The sequence below is a fragment of the Streptomyces sp. NPDC017095 genome, from assembly GCF_044332325.1.
Taxonomy (GTDB): domain Bacteria; phylum Actinomycetota; class Actinomycetes; order Streptomycetales; family Streptomycetaceae; genus Streptomyces.
The window spans coordinates 259,156-279,746 of the sequence record NZ_JBIROU010000006.1 but is presented as its reverse complement, the minus strand read 5'-3'; the positions used below and the strand labels follow the sequence as shown (position 1 = coordinate 279,746).

Sequence of the window (20,591 nt, the reverse complement as noted above, 5' to 3'; positions counted from 1 at the left end):
TCCGGCACCGTGCGCTGCCCGGAGTCCGTCGGCGGTTCCGGTACCGCGGGCTGCCCGGAGTCTGGCGGCGGTGCCGGTACCGCGCGCGCCCGGAGTCCGCAGGCGGGTCCGCACCGCGTACGCGCTGCCCGGAGTCGCGCGGCCGTAGCGGCCGGGGGCAGTGGCCCCGTCCGGCACACTGGCCGGGCACGCGCCCCCGCCCTGGTCCGGCCTCTTGACCCTCACACCGTGTCAGGCGGTCGACTCGGAGACATCATGTTCACCATCGGAGACTTCGCCCGGCACGGTCGCGTCTCGGTCCGGATGCTGCGTCACTACGACGCGACCGGCCTGCTGCGCCCGGCCCACGTCGACCCGGCCAGCGGTTACCGCTACTACACGGCCGCACCAACTCGCCCGCCTCAACCGGATCATCGCGCTCAAGGAACTCGGCTTCACGCTCCAGCGGGTCCACGACATCGTGGACGACAAGGTCGGAGCCGAGGAACTGCGCGGCATGCTGCGGCTGCGGCGGGCCGAACTGGAGACCGCCATGACCGCCGCGGCGGCCCGGCTGGTCCGGGTCGAGGCGAGGCTCCGAGCGATCGAGAGCGAGGGGCACATGCCCGCGAACGACGTCGTCATCAAGCCCGTTCCCGCCGTCCGGGTCGCGGAACTGACCGCGACGGCCGCGGGATTCCAACCCGAGGACATCGGCCCGGTCATCGGCCCGCTCTACCAGGAACTGTTCCGGCGCCTCGACGCGGCGGGCATCACGCCCACGGGTCCCGGCATCGCCTCCTACGAGGACGCCCCGGAGGGCGGCGGCAGGATCCGCGTCCACGCCGCCGTCCAGGTCTCCGCGCCCGTCCAGGACGGCGCCTTCCGCGTCCTCGACCTGCCGGCCGTCGGCCAGGCGGCGACCATCGTGCACCGCGGCCCGATGGACACCGTGGTCCCCACCGCCCAGACCCTCGCCCGCTGGATCGACGCCCACGGCTACCGGGCGACGGAGTATCCGCGGGAGGTCACCCTGGAATGCCCGGAGAACCTCGCCGACTGGGTGACGGAGCTCCAGGCGCCGGTGACCGCGGCGACCACGGAACCCCCGGCACCGGTGACCGCGGACTGACCGGCCGTGCCCTGAGCGGGGCCCCTTAAGGGAAGCGGCCTTCGGCGGGCGTCCGGGAGCCGGTGTGCGCCCGGGCCGCTTCCACACCTGGCCCGCGGCCAATCGTGTTGATCGTCACGCTGTTGGGGAGTGATCGATTCCACTATCTTTTCGATCGTGACTGCCTCTCAACTGCCGTACATACCAGGGATATCAGCAGAATTCGTCCGTATTCTGTTCGGGCCGCACGCGGAGCAGCTCCACGAGCCCTGGAAGCGTCTGTTCGACGGGCCCCGGTTCGCCTTTCAGGAGGGCCTGGGTCCGCAGGAGCGGACGGCGCTTTCCTACGAGCGGCTGCACTTCGTCAACGACGCGTTAAGGGATCCGGTCGCCCTGGCGTCGGACATCGAGGCGCTCACGGCGATGCACGAATGGGCCGGGGTCGTCGACCCCGGCATGGCGACGATCGCGAGCATCCACTGGAACCTGCACCTCGGCAGCCTCCTCGACCACGATCCCGGTGGCCGGGACCTGCACCCGTACAGGTGGATGGAGCGGGTCGGGACCTTCCTGTGCACCGAGCTGGACCACGGCAACGACGCCGCCTCGCTGGAGACGACCGCCACGTTCGACCGCGGGACGGGCGGGTTCGTCCTCGACACCCCGACGCCGGGTGCCTGCAAGTGGATGCCGAACACCTCCGGCACCGGTGGCGCCAAGAACGCCGTGGTGGCGGCGCGCCTGGTGGTGGACGGCACCGACCACGGAGTCTTCCTCTTCCTCACCCCGCTCACCGACAGCGAGGGCCGGCACTACGCGGGCGTGGAGGTACGGCCCCTCCCGCAGACCGCCAGCGCTCCCGTCGACCACTGCGCCACGTCCTTCCATGGCGTGCGGCTCCCGTTCGAAGCCATGCTCCAGGGCGAACACGGACGCCTGTCGCGGGACGGCGAGTTCGTCAGCACGCTGGGCAACCGGCGCAAGCGGTTCCTCGCCTCCGTCCGGCGCGTCCACGCCGGGAAACTGTGCATGAGCGCCTACAGCCTCGGTGTGACGCGGCACGCCCTGGCCGTCGCCATGCGCCACTCCCACCGGCGGCTCACCTCCGGGATGACGACCGGCCGCAAGGTCTCGCTCATCGAGCACCGCAGCCATCACGCCCCGCTGCTGTCCGCGGTCGCCACCACCTACGCGGCCACCTTGCTGCACCGCGAGGTCGTGCGGCGGTGGACGAACGGCGCGGAGGCCGAACGCGAGGAGACCGAGCGCCTGGCCGCCGTGGCCAAGGCATGGATCACCTGGCAGGCCAGGACGGTCATGACCGAATGCCGTGAGCGCTGCGGAGCGCAAGGTCTCCTGCTGTCGAACGGCATCGCCTACCAACTGGCCGCGAACGAGGGGACCATCACCGCCGAGGGCGACAACCGGGTCATCTGGGTGAAGGCCGCCGGCGAGATGCTCATGGGCGGGTTCACCCCGGCCCCGCCCTCCGAGGCGCCCGCGGCCGGCCGCCGCCTGGACGACTCGGGCCATCTCCAGGAACTGCTCGGCGACATCGAGCGGATCTGGCACGGCAGGGCACGCGGCCGACTGCGCGGCGGGCGCCGCGGTGACCCTCTCGCGCGCTGGAACGGCACCGTGACACCGGCCCTGCAGCTCGTCGAAGCCCATGTGCACCGTCTCGCTGCGCAGGCGCTGCTGGACGCCGTCGGCAAGGCGTCCGACCCGCAGGCCCGGGTGGTCCTCGCGCGACTGCACCGGCTGTTCGCCCTGCGCCAGGTGAAGGCGCACAGCGGCGACCTGCTGGCCGCCGGCCACCTCACCGCGGAGCACATCCACCACCTGCCCGACGCGGAGGAGGCACTGATGGAGACACTCGTGCCGTACGCCCTGCCGCTCACCGACGGTTTCGCCGTCCTGGAAGGTGTCATGGACGGGCATCCGGTGCTGGGCGCCGCCGCTCCCGCCGCCGAGAAGGTGCCCGCGTAACCGCACCGCCCCGGCCACCACCCGCCGGGGGGGCCCCCCCCCCCCCGGCCCGGCGGGGGGGGGGGGGGCGGGCCGGGGGGGGGGGGGCGCGGCGGGGGGGGGGGGGGGGGGGGGGGGCCGCCGCCCCCGCCGCGTATTTGGGGCCGGGCCCCCCCCCCCCCCCCGCCCCCCCCCGGCGGGGGGGCCCCCCCGGCGGGGCCCCCCCCGGCCGGCGCGCCGTCCGCACGCGGCGGAACGGAACGCGCCGGAGGTCATGTGCTTTCCCGGGACCAGCGGCAACTCACGGGCGGATCCGGTCCCCTGACTCTCGGCAGACCATGGGGCAGGAGCTCATCCAGGTGCCGGGACCGTTCACGAGACGCCATCACCGTCGGCCGGTCGGCCCCACGGCGCGGTGCCCCGCTCGGCGGCCGCACCCCGGCAGCGGCCAGAGGCGCCGTCGTCCGGACGGTACGCGTCGGCCGGGGAACTCCCGCGGGAGCGCTCGCTTTAAGCCAACGAGCCTGCATCGTCAAGGGTGTTCAGCGTCACTTGCGCCTCGGTGTAAATGCCCGATATGCAGCGCGGACGCGAGTAGCTCTTAACTTTTTCCTTACGTAGCATTCGCCCGTTGATCATTTCTTCAGTGGTTTCTCACTGATCTCTCACCAAGGGGCTTGAATGCGGGGGCGCGTGCTGACGCGAAGACATAGCCGGATCGTGGCCTTGGCGCTGACGCTGGTGACGGCCGCGGGGACCGCGCCCGCGGCCTCGGCGGCCGCCGGCCTCGGGGCGGTCCCGCTCCGTGCGGACACGGCGGCCGGGACCGGGACCGGTGCCGGCCCGGCCGCGCCGTCGACCACGGACGAGGCCCTGGCCCAGGCCAGGGAAACGGGCAAGAAGGTCGAGGTGGCCGCGCTGCGCTCGGAGAGCGCCGACGTCTACGCCACACCCGACGGGAACCTGGAAGCCCGCGAGTACCTGCGTCCCGTGCGGACCCGGGTCGACGGCGCGTGGAAACCGGTCGACACCGACCTGTCCAGGACGGCCGAGGGGACGGTGGCCCCCGGCGCCACCACGGTCGGGCTGGAGTTCTCCGCCGGCGGGGACGCCCCGCTGGTGCGCATGGAGAAAGCCGGCCGCGAACTGAGCCTGTCCTGGCCGGGCAAGCTGCCCGCTCCCGTCATCGACGGCTCGACGGCCACCTACCGGGACGTGCTCCCGGACGTGGACCTGCGCATGGGCGCCCAGGAGGACGGCTTCACCCAGCTGCTCGTCGTCAAGTCCGCCGAGGCCGCCGCCAGCGAGCAACTGGCCCAGCTGCGGCTGAAACTGTCCGCCGACGGCATGGACGTACGGGAGAACGCGCAAGGCGGTCTCGAAGCGGTCGACCCGGGCGCCGGGAACGCGGTGTTCGAGGCGCCCCGCCCGGTGATGTGGGACTCCAGCCCCGGCGCGGCCACCGCCCAGGACACCACCGGACGGACCGCCACCCGGCAGCCGGCCGCCAAGACCCCGGCCGTGAAGTCCGCTTCCCGCACGGCCACGACGGCGAAAACCGCGTCCTTGACGGCCACGGCAACGACGGCGAGGACCGCGTCCCTGACGGCCACGGCCGCGCCGGCGAGCACCGCCGCCCCGGTGGACGAGCCGGCCGCCGGACCGGGCGACGAGCCCGCGGCGGGGGAGTCGGCCAAGCTGGCACCCGTCGCCGTGGACGTCCCCGCCGGCGACAAGGAACTGGTGCTGACCCCGGACGCGAACGTGCTGAGGGGCAAGGACACCGTCTACCCGGTCTTCATCGACCCGCAGTGGTACTCGCCGCGTGCCTCGGCGTGGACCATGGTCTCCAAGTACTGGGCCTCCTCCCCGCAGTGGAAGTTCAACGGCGAGGACAACGCGGGCCTCGGCTACTGCGGCTGGTACTACTGCAAGCCGTACGACACCAAGCGGCTCTTCTACCGCATCCCGGTGTCGAAGTTCGCCGACAAGACCATCCTCGAAGCCGAGTTCGTGGTCCGCAACGTCTGGTCGGCCTCGTGCAGCGCGCGCAGCGTGGAGCTGTGGCGGACCAAGGACATCTCCTCGTCGACCACCTGGAACTCCCAGACGGCGAGCGGCTTCTGGATCGACAAGCTGAAGACGGACTCCTTCGCCTACGGCTTCGAGGGCTGCTCGGCCAAGGACGCGGAGTTCGACGTCAAGTCGGCGGTGCAGTCGGCCGCCAACGCCAGGTCGGCGACGATGACGTTCGGCATGCAGGCATCCAGCGAGACCGACATCTACGGCTGGAAGCGTTTCTCCGACAAGGCGTACCTGCGGGTGAAGTACAACCGCCCGCCCGCCCAGGTCAAGATGAGCCAGCTGACCATGGAGTACGGCGGCACCTGCAAGAAGCCGGAAGCCGCCGCGCGCGTGCGCACCCTCGGCAAGATCTACGCCAACGACATCACCGACCCCGACGGCGACACCATCGCCGTGGAGTTCCAGGCCGCCTGGGACACGGGCGACGGCAAGGGCAGCGTCGCGCGCTGGAAGCCGGCGCGCACCGGCTACAAGAAGTCCGGCTCGGACTTCGTGATCACCCTGCCCTCCTCCATCCCGGAGAACAAGCAGATCAGCTGGTACGTGCGCAGCTACGACGGCGCGCAGTACTCGCCGTGGTCCTACACCGGCGACCCCACCTCCTGCTACTTCGTCTACGACACGAAGGTGCCGAAGGCACCCTCGGTCACGTCCAGCGACTATCAGGCCTCCGATCCGGAGGACCCGGAGGACCCCTGGTACGACGGAGTGGGCCAGTACGGGGCGTTCACCCTCAAGGCCGCCGACACCGACGTGACCAAGTACTGGTTCGGCGTCAACGGCGACCCCACCTCCGCCAACGCGATCACCACCGCCTCCGGCGCCGCCAAGGTCGCCCGGATGCTGCCGGCCAAGCCGGGCCTGAACTTCGTCACCGCACGGGCCTTCGACACGGCCGGCAACGCCGGTGAGATCCGCACCTACCAGTTCCGCGTCAAGGCCGGCCAGCCCGAACGCGCGTCCTGGCAGCTCGACGACGCCGCCGGTTCCGCCGCGGCGAAGGGCCAGGCCGCGGAACGCACCGCCGAACTGCGCGGCGGCCCCGCCCCGCAGGCCGAAGGGGCCAAGGGCACCGCGGTGTCCTTCGACGGTACCGACGACTACGCGGTCACCGACATCCCCACCGTGGACACCTCCGGCAGCTTCTCCGTGTCGGCGTGGGCGAAACTGTCCGCCCTGCCGGACCACGCCGCGGTCATCGCGGCCCAGCCCGGCAACCACTCCCCGGGCTTCGAGCTGTACTACTCCAGCAGCCTCGACCGCTGGGTGTTCAACCAGTACACCGCCGACAGCCCCGACGCGGGCATCGTCCGGGCCATGCCGTCCGTCGCGGGAGGCGCCAAGGCCGGGGAGTGGACCCACCTGGTGGGCACCTACAGCTCCGGCAGCGACCAGTTGAGCCTGTACGTCAACGGCACCCTCGCCGGCACCACGGCGTACAGCACGCCGTGGAACGCGCGCCGCGGTCTGCAGATCGGCGCCGGTTCCTACAACGGTCGTCCGGGCTCCTTCTTCCCCGGCGCGATCGACGAGGTGCAGCTCTTCGACAAGCCGCTCTCCGGCGGCGAGGTGACGCGGCTCTACGGCAAGGACTCGCTCATCGGCGGCCGGGGCGCGCGAGCCCGCTTCCCGATGGACGAGCCCGCCGGCGCCACCAGCCTCACCGGCGCCGCCGAGGTCCCCGACGCCACGTTCTACGGCGGCCCGGCCGCGGGTACCCAGGGCATCGCCGGCAAGGCGCTGACCCTGGACGGCACCGACGACTACGCGAGCACCGGCCGGCCCCTGCTGAACAACCAGGCCAGCTTCGCCGTCTCGGCCTGGGCGAAACTGCCCAAGACCAAGCCGGACCACGCCGCGGTCGTCGTCACCCAGGCGGGCGTGCACCGGCCGGGCATGGAGCTGTACTACAGCAAGTCCTACGACCGCTGGGCGTTCAACCAGTACGCGTCCGACGCCTCGGACGCCCAGCCGGTCCGCGCGCTCCAGGCCGAGGGCCAGACCGCGTACGGCGACACCTGGACCCATCTGGTGGGCGTGCACGACACGGTCGCCAACAAGCTCATCCTCTACGTCAACGGCGTCCAGGCGGGCTCCACGGACCTCCAGGCCGGCTGGTACGCGGGCGGCGCGCTCCAGATCGGCGCCGGCAACTACGACGGCGCGCCCGGGTCCTTCTTCCCCGGGCAGATCGACGACGTCCGCCTCTTCGACCGGCCCGTCTCGGCCGACGAGGTGCGCCAGCTGTTCCGTCAGCGCCCGCTGCTCGGCGCACGCTGGAAGCTGGACGCCGGCGACAGCGCCGCTCCCTCGCCGGACGACGCCGGCCGCGCCTCCGCGCTCACCCTCCAGGGCGGCGCGAAGATCGGCACCGGCTTCATGGACGGCGGCCTGGAACTGGACGGCACCGCGGGCTACGCCAGCGCTCCGGCCGTACCGGTCGACACCAGCGCCAGCTTCACCGTGACCGCCTGGGCGCAGGCGGCCTCCACACCCACCCGGAACGCGACGGTGGTCAGCGCCGAAGGCACCAGCCAGAGCCCCTTCGCCGTACGCTTCGTGCCCGATCCGGCCCACCCGGACGGCCTGGGCAACTGGGAGATCGCGCTGCCCGACAAGGACGGCACGGACGCCTCGACGGTACGGCTGGCCAGCACCGAGTTCAGCAGCGTCACCGACTGGAACCACCTGGCGCTGGTGTACGACGGCTTCTCCAAGCAGGCCAGCCTGTACGTCAACGGCATCCTCCAGGAGGTGCCGTGCGAGGACGCCGACGGTGACGGGCAGGCCGACAGCGCCTCCTGCCAGGACCTGGTCGCCTGGGGCGAGAACGTCCTGACCGCCAAGGCCGGCAAGTCCTTCCAGGTCGGCCGGGTCAAGACCGGCAGCACCGGAGCCGAGTACTTCCCCGGGCTGATCGACGACGTGTGGGTCTTCCAGGGCGCGCTCGACGACAGCCAGGTCGAGGAACTCGCCGGCTCCTGGTTCGACGTGCCCACCGAGGTACCGGCCGGCAGCTGACGCCCGCCGGCACGGGTGGGGCCCGCGGTCCCCTGAACGGTCCACGGACCCCACCCGCCCCTCCTTCCGCAATCCGCCCTTATCGCACGGCGCTGCCGGTGCGCCCCGACCGGCGCACCGGCACGCCACTCAGCCATGGACGGCATCACGCATGAAACGCACACCACCACCACGCCTCGCCCCGGCGGCACTGCACAGGCCCGTCTCCCTGGTCCTGTCCGCCCTGCTGGTCGGCGGACTGATCCAGGCCGCCGCCTCACCCGCCGCGGCGGCCGGCCACCCGATGCCGGGCGTCCCCGCGGCCGACAAGCCCGTGCCCGGCACCAACGGCCTGGAGGCCCGGCCCCGCACCCTCCCCAAGGGCCCGCGGACCCCGGCCGCACCGCCCCACCGCTCCTGGCCCCGGCCCGGCACCGCCACCGTGGAGATACCGCGGCACGGCTCCGGCCGGCCCGGCGGCCTTCCGCTGCGCGTCGCCGCGCCGAAGACCCCGAAGCACGCCGCCCACGGCACCGTCGAGGCCCGGCTGCACAGCCGCGCCCAGGCCCGGCGCGCCGGCGTCGACGGGCTGCTGTTCACCCTCAAGGCCAAGGACCACGCGAAGAAGACCGCCCCGGCCGGCGCCGGCCAGGTCGCCGTCACCGTCGACTACGCCGGCTTCGCCCAGGCGTACGGCGGCGGCTACGCCTCGCGGCTGCACCTGGTCGAACTGCCCGCCTGCGCCCTGACGACACCCGCCAAGGACGCGTGCCGCAAGAGCACCCCGCTCGCCACCCGCAACGACACCGGCCGGCAGACGCTGACCGCGAGCGCGGTGAACCTCCGCTCCGCCGCGGCGACCGTCCTGGCCGCCGAGGCCGAGACCGGCGGCGCGAAGGGCGACTTCAAGGCCACCTCGCTGGCACCGTCGGCGACCTGGAGCACCCAGCTCAACACCGGTGACTTCACCTGGTCGTACGACATGCCCGTGCCGGACGTCCCCGGCGACCTCACCCCCGAAGTGGGCCTGGACTACTCCTCCGGCTCCATCGACGGCCGCACAGGCACCACCAACAACCAGGGCTCCTGGGTGGGCGACGGCTTCGAACTGTCCCCGGGCTTCATCGAGCGCCGCTACAAGCCGTGCGCCGACGACGGCGAGAAGAACGCCGACGGCAACAAGCCGGGCGACCTGTGCTGGGCCTACGACAACGCCTACCTGACCTTCAACGGCAAGGGCGGCGAGCTGGTCCCCGTCGGCAACGACGAGTTCAGGCTCCAGCAGGACGACGGCACCCGGATCGCCCACCTGACCAGCACCGAACGCGGCAACGGCGACAACGACGGCGAGTACTGGCGGCTGACCTCGCCCGACGGCACCCGCTACTACTTCGGCTACCACCGGCTGCCCGGCTGGGCCGACGGCAAGGAGACCACCGACTCCGCCTGGACCGTGCCGGTCTTCGGCAACAACACGGGCGAGCCCTGCCACGGCACCGACTTCGCCGGCTCCTGGTGCCAGCAGGCCTGGCGGTGGAACCTCGACTACGTGGTGGACACCCACGGCAACGCCATGGGCTACCACTACGCCAAGGAGACCAACTCCTACGGCCGCAACCTCAAGGCCGACGCCGACACCCCGTACGTCCGCGGCGGTTACCTCCAGCGCATCGACTACGGCCTGCGCTCCTCGCGCATGTTCGCCGACAAGCCGTCGGCCCAGGTCGTCTTCGACAGCGCCGAGCGCTGCCTGCCCCAGGACGGCGTCACCTGCGCGCCCGACACCATCGACACCAAGTCGTACTACTGGTACGACACGCCGTACGACCTGAACTGCAAGCCCGGCACCAAGTGCGACAGCGGCCGGCTGACGCCGTCGTTCTGGACCCGCAAGCGGCTGACCTCGGTCACCACCCAGCTGCTGAAGTCCGACGGCACCTACGGCAAGGTCGACTCCTGGCAGCTCACCCACCGCTGGGGCATGGCCGACACCGACTACCAGCTCCTCCTGGACAGCGTGCAGCACTCCGGGCACACCGCCACGCCGTCGATCACGCTGCCCAGGACGACCTTCGCGTACACGCAGCTCGCCAACCGGCTGGACCGCACCGGCGACGGCTACGCGCCGTTCATCAAGGCGCGCCTGTCCACCGTGGCGGACGAGTCCGGCGGGCAGATCGACGTCAACTACTCCGCCCCGGCGTGCGACGCCGACGCGCTGCCGACGCCCGAGACCAACACCACCCGCTGCTTCCCGCAGTTCATCGGCGGTGACAGCAGCGACGCCCCGGACCGCGAGTGGTTCAACAAGTACGTCGTCACCTCGGTGACGGGGACCGACCGCACCGGCGGAGCCCCGGACCAGGTCACCGCCTACGACTATCTCGACGGCGCCGCCTGGCACTTCGACGACGACGACGGCCTGACCAAGGAGAAGTACAAGACCTGGTCGCAGTGGCGCGGCTACGGACACGTCCGGGTCCGCACCGGCGGGCAGGGCGGCGCCGCGGCCATGAAGTCGCAGCAGGAGCACTACTTCCTGCGCGGCATGGACGGCGACCGCAAGACCACGACCGGCGGCACCAAGTCCGTCAGCGTCCCGCTCGGCACGGGCGAGGGCGACCCGATCACCGACGACGAGACGGCCGCGGGCTTCGAGTACCGCACGCTCGCCTTCGACCAGCCCGGCGGCAAGGTCCTGGAGAAGACCGTGAGCCGGCCCTGGCACCACGAGACGGCCCGCAAGGTCCGCGACTGGGGCACCCTCACCGCCGACTTCACCGGCACCTCCGAGACCAGGCACTTCACCTCCCTGGACGACGGCGCCGGCGCCAAGTGGCGCACCACGGCCGCCTCCACCGGCTACGACACCGTCGCCGGCCGGCCCACCCGGGAAGAGGACCTGGGCGACCTCTCCACGACCGACGACGACCAGTGCAAGCGCACCACCTACGCCACCAACACCGACAAGAACATCCTGCTGCTGCCCGCCCGGGAGGAGACCGTCGCCAAGGCCTGTGACGCCACGGTCGACCGCAGCAAGGACGTCGTCGAGGACATCCGCACCGCCTACGACGGCGGCGCCTACGGAGCGGCACCCGTCAAGGGCGACGCGACGGCCACCGCGCCGCTGAAGAGCCACGACGGCACCAAGGCGACCTACCTGGAGGCCGGCGCCGCCTACGACGACTACGGCCGCGAGACCGCCACCACCGACCTGACGGCCAACGTGACCGTGACCGGTACCGCCGACCCGGTGCGCACCGCCCGCACCGACGGCCGCACCACCACCACGGCCTACCTCCCGGCCACCGGCCTGCCCACGCAGACCAAGACCACCACGCCGCCCGCCGACCCGGCCGACGCCGCGAGCGCGCAGACCACCACCAAGGACCTCGACCCGCTGCGCGGACTGCTGCTGAAGCAGACCGACACCAACGGCAACGTCACCACCTACGCCTACGACGCCCTCGGCCGCTCCACCAAGGTGTGGCTCGCCGACCGGGCGACGACCGGCGTGCCGACGTACGAGTACGGCTACTCGGTCACCGAGGGCAAGCCCGTCACCGTGGCCACCAAGCTGCTCAACAACGAGGGCGGCCAGATCACGTCGTACAAGCTGTACGACGGCTTCCTGCGGGAGCGGCAGTCGCAGGCGCCCGGCCCGGACGGCGGCCGGATCATCTCCGACGTCTTCTACGACGAGCGGGGACTGACCACCAAGACCTTCGCCCCGTACTACGCCACCGGCAGCCCCGTCGCCGAGCTGTTCCAGCCGGCCGACGCGCTGGGCGTGGAGACCCAGACCCGCACCTTCTACGACGGCCTGGGCCGCCAGGTCGAGGAGCGGCAGATCGCCGGCAACGGCGACGGCGGCACCGTCCTGTCCACCAGGAAGACGATCTACGGCGGCGACCGCACCACCCTGATCCCGCCGGTGGGCGACACCACCGTCACCTCGCTGGTCGACGCCCGCGGCAACGTCACCGAACTGCGCCAGCACCACACCCGGGACCCGCAGTCCGCCTACGACAGCACCACCTACGAACACACTCCCTCCGGTGACCTGGAGCGGGTCACCGACCCGGCCGGCAACCACTGGAGCTACACCTACGACCAGCTCGGCCGCCAGGTCTCCTTCAGCGACCCGGACCGCGGCGACACCGACACCACGTACGACGACCACGGCCAGGTGATCTCCAGCACCGACGACCGCGGCACCACCCTGGTCACCGCCTACGACGGACTGGGCCGCAAGACCGAGGTGCGCGAGGGCTCCGCCACCGGCAAGCTGCGGATCAAGTGGACCTACGACACCGTCACCGGTGCCAAGGGCCAGCTCGCCGAGTCGATCCGCTACGTCGACGGCCAGGCGTACACCACCGCCGTGACCGCCTACGACAAGCTGTACCGGCCCGTCAAGACGGCCACCGTGATCCCGGCGGCCGAGGGCGCGCTGGCCGGCACCTACCAGTCCGGCACCGCCTACAAGCCCTCCGGCCTGGTCGCCTCGCTCAGCTACTCCGCCGCCGGCTCGCTGCCGGGCGGCTCGATCAACTACACCTACGAGGACCAGACCCTGCGGCCGGTGTCCGTCTACGGCCAGGGCATGACCTCGACCGCCACCTACAGCCAGACCGGCAAACCGCTGGTGTACAGCTTCGGTCTGACCAGCGGCGGGAAGAAGACCCAGGTCACCAACACCTACGAGTTCGGCACCCAGCGCCTGGCCACCACGCGCGTCGACCGCGAGGGACAGGCCGGCGTCGACCAGAACGTCAGCTTCCGCTACGACGAGGCAGGCAACGTCCTCTCCCTGCGCGACGTCTCCCGCACCGGCACCGACAACCAGTGCTTCGGCTACGACTACCTGCGCCGGCTGACGGAGGCGTGGGCCCAGGGCGACCAGACCTGCGCCGCCGCCCCGTCCGCCGACAAGCTGGGCGGTCCGGCCCCGTACTGGCAGTCGTACACCTACGACAAGGCCGGCAACCGGCTGACCGACACCCGGCACGACCTCGGGGGCGACTCCGCCAAGGACGTCAGGCACACCTACGCGTACCCGCCCGCGGGCACGCCGAAGGCGCACCAGCTGACCTCGCTCACCACCCAGGCGCCGACGGGCACCAGCCGTACCGACTACGTCTACGACGCGACCGGCAACACCACCGACCGCGGCAGGCAGCACCTCGACTGGGACGCCGAAGGGCTCCTGGCCAAGGTCACCGAGCCCGTCGACGGCAAGCCGGACAAGGTCACCGCGTACCTGTACGACGCCAACGGCAACCGGCTCATCGACCGCACGGGCGACCGGACCACCCTGCACCTCGGGCACACCGACGTCACCCTCGACAAGGGGGCGGCCAAGGCCAAGGCGACCCGCTACTTCGACCTCGGCAGCGGCCACCAGGCCGTGCGCGCCGACGACGGCAGCTTCTCCTTCACCCTGGCCGACCACCACGGCACCGGTCTGCTGGCCGTCGCCGCCACCGACCTCGCCCTGACCCAGCGCCGCGTCCTGCCCTTCGGCGAGACGCGCGGCACGGCACCGGCCTCCTGGCCCGGGACCAAGGGCTTCGTCGGCGGCATCGACGAGACCAAGGACACCGGTCTCACCCACCTGGGGGCCCGCGAGTACGACCCGCAGACCGGCCGGTTCCTCTCCGTCGACCCGATCATGGACCTGGCCGACCCGCAGCAGATCAACGGCTACACCTACGGCAACAACAACCCGCTGGTGTACTCCGACCCGGACGGGAAGTTCTTCGGCTTCCTGGACCTGTTCAAGCTGCTGAAGAAGACGATCGACTTCTTCCTCAACAAGGTCCCGAACAAGAACCCGGGCTTCATGCAGCGCCGGGCGCAGGCACCCGCCGTGAGCAACACCAGACTCCGCGGCGCGCTGCAGCAGATCTACCCGAAGGCGCAGGCCAAGCAGGTGTTCGGCAACGGCAAGCTGTCGACGGCCCTCATCCACGAGTTCAACACCGGCAAACCCCTGCCGTCCAAGACCCAGCTGCACCTGCAGAAGGGCTGGGAGACCATGAACGCCCTCTCGGACATCCTGGAGAACGACCGCAAGGCCAGGGAGACGGGCAAGAACACCAAGAAGACCCCCATGCTGTCCGACGCCGATCAGAAGGTGGCCAAGGCCGAGGCCCGGGAGCTGTGGGACGCGCTCAACTCCCGCGACGTCACCGGCAACATCAGGAAGCGGATGGACGCCGACACCAGCATGAAGGAGGCCGTCAAGACGGGCTTCGACGAGGTGGCCAAGACACCGGCCGTGAAGGACCTCACGGGAACGGAGTTCAAGCCGGTCAAGTTCAAGAGTCCCGAGCCGATCGGCCAGCCCACCCGGCTGCGCGGATTCTCCCGGACCCTCGGTATCGTGGGCAGCATCGCGACGGTCGCCGAGACGCCTTCCTACGTACGCCAGTACGGATGGAAGGACGGAGTGTGGGAGCTGACCAAGGACACCCTGGACCCGTTCGGGTTCCACGAGGCCCTGGAGCCTTCCACGACCGAGAACTGGGCCTGACCCCGATCACCGAGGGCTAGTCTGGCGATGAGAACGGGGTCCGCCGTGCACCTGGCACGGCGGGCCCCGCGTCGTGGGACCCGGCCACCGCACACACGACAGGAAGCCATGAGCGACACCCCCGCCGAGAAGATCCCGGTCGAGGAGATCCCCTCTCTGCTGCTGCGCATGATCCCGGAATCCGCCGAGGCCATCGCCGAGCTGTACGACCGGCCCGCGGAGGCGGTCGTCAGGGCCGAGGACACGTGGAAGCGGCTGTACCGGCTGCTGGCCGAATGCTTCACGACACCCGTGCTGATGCCCGAGCTGGAGAGCGGCAGTCCCGACGCCGAGCTGCTCGGCCGGTGCTGGGACTTCGTGGAGCGCATCGTCGTCCACCCCAGCGAACTCGTCAGCGGCGCCGTCTACTTCGAGGTGCTCGAACAACTGCTGAACGCCGAGGGGCTGGTCGAGGCGGCCTGGCCCTATATGAAGGACCGCACGCGGACCGCAACCCTGCGCATGCTGGACGGCTACGACGTCCGCCTCCCCGGCATCAACCGCCGCTGAGCCGCCCGGCGCGGGACTGCCGGAGTGGTCAGACGAAGAACGCGTTCATGCCTTGGACGTCGGACAGGTACGTCTCGATGCTCGCGATCCTGCCGTCGCGCAGCCGGCAGACGGTGGACAGGTGCTCGTCGAGCCGGACGTCGCCGCGCCGGGCGGTGTTGTGCAGGGACAGCGCCATGTTCTCGCGGCTGACCAGGATGTGCAGCAGCCGGAAGTCGAGGCCGTAGGAAGCGATCTTCCTGGCCCGCTCCACGACCGCGTCGGCGCCCACCGCCGTGCCCGAGACGGTGTTGTCGCCGGGCAGCGTCCAGGTGGCGTCGTCGGTGAGCAGGCTGCGGATACCGTCCCAGTCGCCGGCGGCGAGGAAGGCGTGGAACCGCTTGCCGAGCTGGTGGGCGGCCTCGTACCGGTCCTCGTGCTGAGGCATGTCTCCTCCACGGAAAACAGTTAAAGCGGTGATCATTGCGTTAGTCAGCGTAGGACGTTCGCTCGCTAAAGCGCAAACTTTTGCTTTAAGCTGGGGGTATGCCCGCCAAAAGCAACGACAGCCGCCCCGGAGGCCGCAGTGCCCGCGTCCGCGCCGCCGTGCACCGGGCGGTGGTGGACCTCGTGCGGGAAGTCGGCGCCGACAAGGTGACCGTCCCCGCGGTCGCGCGCCGGGCCGGCGTCAACCCCAGCTCCGTGTACCGCCGTTGGGGCACGACCGCCGCCCTCCTGGCCGACGTGGCCGCCCGGCGCCAGGACGAGGAGACACCCGAACTGCTCGGCGACCTCCGCCAGGACCTGGAGCGGGTGGCGGTGTGGACGCTCCGGGACCTGTCCCGGCCGGACGGCGTGGCGTTCTTCCGCGCCGAGGTGGCACCGGACGTGGACGAACGCCGGGCCGGACTGCGCGCCTGCCTGGACCGGGTCAGCGCCCGCTTCCGGGCCCCGCTGGACGCCGCCGCCCGGCGGGGCGAGACGCCGCCCTCGCTGGAGCGCGTACTCGACCGGATCGTCGCCCCCCTCTACTTCCGCGTGGTGTTCTCGGTCCCCGGAACGGACGAGCGGTTCGCCCGGGAACTGGTCGCCGGCTTGTGCGGCCCCGGCCGCGCGGCCGCCGCGTCTCCCGGCCCGGCCGGCGACAGCGACGTTCCTTCCTTCGGGTGATCTCCTCGTGGACCGGCGGCGCCCGGACCCGGCGGGCGCGGATCGTGGGACGGGGGCGGTCCGTCGGCTGACCGCCTTCGGGACGGCCTCACCCACACCACCACCGCCGGGAGCACACCGTGACCTCCACCGCGGCCACCCTGGCCCAGGTACGGAGCAGCCTCGCCACGGGCCGGGCGGTCGTCCTGCCCAATCCCGCGCCGCTGACCCACGTGATCACCGCCACCGGGCCGCGGGCCGTCAACGAGGCCAAGGGCCGGCCCCCCGGCCGGCCGGTCGCCCTCTGGGCCCACCACCCCGGCACCCTGCGCGCACTCGACCCGCTGTGGGACCTCACCCCGCGCTGCCGGACGCTGGCCCGGTGGCTGCTCGCCGAGGAGCACCTGACCGTCCTCCTGCCGCTGCGCCCCCGCGCCACGTGTCCCGCCTGGCTCGCCCCGGCGGAGAAGGACGGCTGGATCCTGCTGTTCGGCGCCCGCTGGGACCCGCTGCGCCCGGTACTGGACGCACACCCGCTGCTGTACGTCAGCAGCGCCAACCGCACCGGACGCCCGCCGGCCGCCACCACGGCCGAAGCCCTCGCCATGTTCCCCGCCACCGTGCCCGTCCTCGCCCCGCCGCCCGCCGCCGGCCCGGACACCCCGCGCGAGGCGGTGCCCCGGCAGGCGACCACCACCGTGCGGCTCCACCCCGACGGACGGCTGCTGCTGCACCGCGACGGAGCCCAGAACCGGCCCTACCCCCGCCCCGAGGACTACCTCGCCCGCCTGCGGGCCCGCGCCGGCGGCCGGGACACCGGCCGGCCCGGCCCGCGCCGCACCTGAGCGGGAAGGCGTGATCAGCGCGGGATCACCCAGTCCGGCGTCCAGGTCCCGGCGGCGTCGTGGCCGGCCGCCGCGGCGGCGAGGTGCGCGCGGAGCGTGACCAGCGCCGGGTGCGGGTTGTCGCGGTGCCACAGGAGCGCATGCGGGTAGACCGGCGTCGGGTCGGTCACCGGGATGCGGCGCAGTCCGTGACCGGCGGGCCCGACAGCCTCGTCACCGGCCGGCGGCAGCCGCGGGAGGGTGTGCTCGCCCATGAAGGTGGCCAGGTCCGGGGTGCCGGCGATGGTGTCGAGCAGCGCGTCGGAGCCGAAGTTGGGCCCGGTCGCCTCGATGGTGAGGCCGAACTCGGCGACCAGATCGTCGTAGTAGGCGCCCCACTCGGTGCCGGGGACGACACCGGGCATCCAGATCCGGTGCCCGGCGAGCCGCGCGAGGGGCACCGACCGGGCACCCGCGAGCGCGTGGCCGGGGCCGGTGAGGAGCTGGAGCGGCTCGTCCAGCACCCGGACGCACGCGATGTCCCGGGGGAGGGGCCGGCCGGGCGCGGCGACGGCGCGGAAGGACGCGTCGATGCTGCCGGACCGGAGGGCGGCGACGGCCGTCTCGACCTCGTGCAGCATCACCACGTCGAGGTCGATCCCGGGGTGCGCGCGGTGGAAGTCGCGCATCAGGCCCGCCGGCGCGACGCGCGAGGCGATCACGTCGACGCGCAGGGGACGGCGGCCGGTGTGCACGGAGGCGGCCGCGCGCTCGGCGACGCGCAGCAGTTCGCGTGCGTGCGGCAGGAACGCCTGTCCGTCGATGGTCAGCCCGACGCCGCGCGCGCCGCGGGTGAACAGCCGCACGCCGAGGCCGCGCTCCAGCGCGGCGATGCGCTTGGAGACGGCCTGCTGGGTGACCGCCAGCTCGACGGCGGCCTCCTGGAACCGTCCCGTGTCGGCGACGGCGACGAAGGTCCGGACGGTGTCGAGATCCATGGCGCCCACCCTACGGCCACAACCGTTGGTTGTGGCGGGCGTCTCCGCGGTTGTTTGCTCCCGGGCCGCCGGGCTCGCTTGGATGTCCCGAACGCGGATCGAACGCGGATCGGACGCGGATCGGTCGGTCGCGGGCACGGACGGTGGCACGAGTGGCGGGGCGTGGTGGCATGAGCAGCGGGTACCGGCTGGGGCGACGGTTCGGGTGGCTCTGGGCGGCGTACGGAACCAGCGCGCTCGGCACCTGGCTCGCCTTCGGCGCCTTTCCGCTGATCGCCGTCCACGTGCTGCACGCCGGGCCGGCCAAGGTCGCCGCGCTGTCCTCCGCGGGCGTCGCGGTGGGCGCGGCCGTGGCGGTGCCGCTGGGCCCCTGGGTGGAGTTCCGTCGCAAGCGGCCGGTGCTGATCGCCATGGACCTCGTGCGGTGCGCGGCGCTGCTGACGGTCCCCGTCACGTTCGCCCTCGGCGTGCTCACCTTCGTCCAGCTCCTGCTGGTGTCGGTCGTCGTCGCGGCGGCCGACATCACCTTCCGCGCCGCCTCCGGGGCGTATCTGAAGGGGCTGCTGCCGGCCGAGGACCTGCTCGTCGCCAACGCCCGGCTGGAGTCAACGTCCTGGACGACCACGATCATCGGGCCACCGCTGGGCGGCGTCGCGTTCGGGCTCCTCGGTCCGGTGGCCACGGTGCTGGCCGACGCGGTCAGCTATCTGCTCTCGGCCCTGGGCATCCGCGCGACGGGCGGCCCCGAACCGCGCCCCGGACACCGAAAGGCCCCGCGCGTACGGGTCCGGGACCTGCGCGACGGCTGGCGCTCCCTCCTCGCCGACGCGACCCTGCGCCCGCTGTTCTTCCACACCGCCCTGTTCAACGGCCTGGTGATGGCCACCGAGCCGCTGGTGGCCTTCCTCCTGCTCGCCCGGCTCGGGTTCACCCCGTGGGAGTACGGCCTCGCCTTCGCCGCGCCCTCGGTCGGCGGGCTGCTCGGCTCCCGGCTGGCCCGGCCACTGGTCACCCGGTTCGGGCAGCACCGGGTCCTGCTCGTGGCCGGCACGGCACGCGCGGTCTGGCCCCTCGGCCTGGCCTTCCCCGGGCCGGGCACCGGCGGGCTGCTGCTGGTGATGGGCGTCGAACTCGGGCTGATCTTCTGCTGCGGCGTCTTCAACCCCGTCTACGCCACCTACCGCCTCGAACGCACCGCCGCCGGCCGGGTCACCCGCACGCTGTCCGCCTGGACCGTGACGACGAAGGCCGCCACCGCGCTGCTGACGGCCGTCTGGGGTGTGCTGGGCGGTCTGCTCGGCCCGCGCACGGCCATCGGCCTGGCCGGCGTGCTCCTGCTGGCGACCCCGCTGCTGCTGCCCCGCCGCGTGACACCGCTGCCCGCCGCACCGGAACCGGCCCCGGCCCGTACCTGACCGGGCGGCCCCTGGCCGCCCGGTCAGGCGACATACGGCGGGATACGGCGGGATACGGCGGGATACGGCGGCCCTAACCGAGGAAGCCCGGCGTCCCGGAGGCGGGACCCTCCCCGGCGGCGGCCGGTCCCACCGGGACGTCGCCGCGCAGGGTGATGCGGTGCATGACACGGTGCTGGTCGCCGTAGTCGCGGTTGGCGTAGTGCGCCGTGCCGCGGTTGTCCCACAGCGCCACGTCACCGGGCTGCCAGCGGTGCCGTACGACGTGTTCGGGCTTGGTGAGGTGGGCGTAGAGGATGTCGAGGATGCCCCGGCTCTCGTGCTCCGAGACACCGACGATGTGCGAGGTGAAGCCGGGGTTCACGAACAGGCCCTTGCGGCCGCTCTCCGGGTGCACCCGCACCACGGGGTGCTCCACCGGGGTCAGCTCGGTGAAGACCTCGCCCTCCCACAGGTTGCCGCGGCCCTTGCGGCGCTGGGCCAGGTAGTAGCCGAACTCCCGGGTGCCGTCGTGGACGGCGGTGAGCGTGTCGACGTACGCCCGCAGCCCGGGCGACAGCGACGCGTACGCGAGCTGGCTGTCGGCCCAGTTCGTGTCACCGCCGCTCGGCGGCAGGACCACGGCCCGCAGCACGGAGATCGCGGGCGGCCGCCGTACGAACGTCACGTCCGTGTGCCACACGTCGGCGAACCCGTTGTCCTGGCTGTCCAGGGAGTACACCTCGGGCGCCACGTCACCGGAGTCGTGCACCGGATGCCCGGTCGTGACCTCGCCCAGCCTCCTGCCGAACTCGATCTGCGCGGCGTCGTCGAGGCCGTGCTGTCCGCGCACGAAGAGCACCTTGTACCGCACGAGTGCTTCCCGGACCGCGCGGACCTGCTCGTCGTCGAGCCGGCCGAGGTCGATGCCGTGGATCTCGGCGCCGAAGTGCGGGCCGAGTTCCACGACCGCGAGCCCGGCCGCCGCGGGCCGGTCGCTGAGAACGCTCATCG

At 72.2% G+C, this 20,591-nt stretch carries 10 protein-coding genes and 1 pseudogene; 8 read left to right on the top strand and 3 right to left on the bottom strand.

From position 1 onward, the window contains the following. Positions 1–255: 255 nt before the first annotated feature. The 5 genes and pseudogenes from ACH4OA_RS14440 (at position 256) to ACH4OA_RS14420 (ending at position 15,233) form a co-directional block, all read left to right on the top strand. Positions 256–1,111, top strand: a pseudogene (locus ACH4OA_RS14440) (MerR family transcriptional regulator). 156 nt (positions 1,112–1,267) lie between these two features. Beyond that, the gene (locus ACH4OA_RS14435) at positions 1,268–3,079 is read left to right on the top strand and encodes an acyl-CoA dehydrogenase (RefSeq protein WP_397969213.1); all 1,812 of its coding nucleotides are present in this window, start codon (positions 1,268–1,270) and stop codon (positions 3,077–3,079) included. 660 nt (positions 3,080–3,739) lie between these two features. Further along, on the top strand, positions 3,740–8,164 hold the full coding sequence (locus ACH4OA_RS14430; protein ID WP_397969211.1) for a LamG-like jellyroll fold domain-containing protein: 4,425 nt from the start codon (positions 3,740–3,742) through the stop codon (positions 8,162–8,164). Positions 8,165–8,315: 151 nt separating this feature from the next. After that, on the top strand, positions 8,316–14,684 hold the full coding sequence (locus ACH4OA_RS14425; protein ID WP_397969210.1) for an RHS repeat-associated core domain-containing protein: 6,369 nt from the start codon (positions 8,316–8,318) through the stop codon (positions 14,682–14,684). 108 nt (positions 14,685–14,792) lie between these two features. Continuing rightward, a complete protein-coding gene (locus tag ACH4OA_RS14420) occupies positions 14,793–15,233 on the top strand; it encodes a hypothetical protein (RefSeq protein ID WP_397969208.1) in 441 nt (146 codons plus the stop codon). A gap of 28 nt (positions 15,234–15,261) precedes the next feature. Here the strand turns inward: ACH4OA_RS14420 and ACH4OA_RS14415 are convergent, their stop codons facing one another. Further along, a complete protein-coding gene (locus ACH4OA_RS14415) occupies positions 15,262–15,660 on the bottom strand; it encodes a nuclear transport factor 2 family protein (protein WP_397935999.1) in 399 nt (132 codons plus the stop codon). Between the two features lie 98 nt (positions 15,661–15,758). Here ACH4OA_RS14415 and ACH4OA_RS14410 point away from each other — a divergent pair, with 98 nt between their 5' ends. Then, positions 15,759–16,382, top strand: a complete 624-nt coding sequence (locus ACH4OA_RS14410) for a TetR/AcrR family transcriptional regulator (RefSeq protein WP_397969206.1) — start codon at positions 15,759–15,761, stop codon at positions 16,380–16,382. Positions 16,383–16,501: 119 nt separating this feature from the next. Beyond that, positions 16,502–17,206: a hypothetical protein gene (locus ACH4OA_RS14405; protein ID WP_397969205.1), complete on the top strand. Its 705-nt coding sequence runs from the start codon at positions 16,502–16,504 to the stop codon at positions 17,204–17,206. 14 nt (positions 17,207–17,220) lie between these two features. Here the strand turns inward: ACH4OA_RS14405 and ACH4OA_RS14400 are convergent, their stop codons facing one another. Further along, the gene (locus tag ACH4OA_RS14400) at positions 17,221–18,183 is read right to left on the bottom strand and encodes a LysR family transcriptional regulator (protein WP_397946485.1); all 963 of its coding nucleotides are present in this window, start codon (positions 18,181–18,183) and stop codon (positions 17,221–17,223) included. Between the two features lie 170 nt (positions 18,184–18,353). Between ACH4OA_RS14400 and ACH4OA_RS14395 the strand changes: the two genes are divergently transcribed. Continuing rightward, positions 18,354–19,598 carry an MFS transporter gene (locus ACH4OA_RS14395; RefSeq protein ID WP_397935993.1) on the top strand — a complete coding sequence of 415 codons (1,245 nt, stop codon included), beginning with the start codon at positions 18,354–18,356 and terminating at the stop codon, positions 19,596–19,598. A gap of 73 nt (positions 19,599–19,671) precedes the next feature. Here the strand turns inward: ACH4OA_RS14395 and ACH4OA_RS14390 are convergent, their stop codons facing one another. After that, positions 19,672–20,589, bottom strand: coding sequence for a TauD/TfdA dioxygenase family protein (locus tag ACH4OA_RS14390; protein WP_397946483.1), 918 nt, complete (start codon positions 20,587–20,589; stop codon positions 19,672–19,674). Between the last annotated feature and the right edge of the window lie 2 nt (positions 20,590–20,591).

Excerpts from the sequence above, each read along its gene's own strand:
- ACH4OA_RS14425 (WP_397969210.1), top strand. The coding sequence starts at position 8,316 with ATGAAACGCACACCACCACCACGCCTCGCCCCGGCGGCACTGCACAGG.
- ACH4OA_RS14410 (WP_397969206.1), top strand. The coding sequence starts at position 15,759 with ATGCCCGCCAAAAGCAACGACAGCCGCCCCGGAGGCCGCAGTGCCCGC.
- ACH4OA_RS14430 (WP_397969211.1), top strand. The coding sequence starts at position 3,740 with ATGCGGGGGCGCGTGCTGACGCGAAGACATAGCCGGATCGTGGCCTTG.
- ACH4OA_RS14395 (WP_397935993.1), top strand. The coding sequence starts at position 18,354 with ATGAGCAGCGGGTACCGGCTGGGGCGACGGTTCGGGTGGCTCTGGGCG.
- ACH4OA_RS14390 (WP_397946483.1), bottom strand. The coding sequence starts at position 20,589 with ATGAGCGTTCTCAGCGACCGGCCCGCGGCGGCCGGGCTCGCGGTCGTG.
- ACH4OA_RS14400 (WP_397946485.1), bottom strand. The coding sequence starts at position 18,183 with ATGGATCTCGACACCGTCCGGACCTTCGTCGCCGTCGCCGACACGGGA.
- ACH4OA_RS14420 (WP_397969208.1), top strand. The coding sequence starts at position 14,793 with ATGAGCGACACCCCCGCCGAGAAGATCCCGGTCGAGGAGATCCCCTCT.
- ACH4OA_RS14415 (WP_397935999.1), bottom strand. The coding sequence starts at position 15,660 with ATGCCTCAGCACGAGGACCGGTACGAGGCCGCCCACCAGCTCGGCAAG.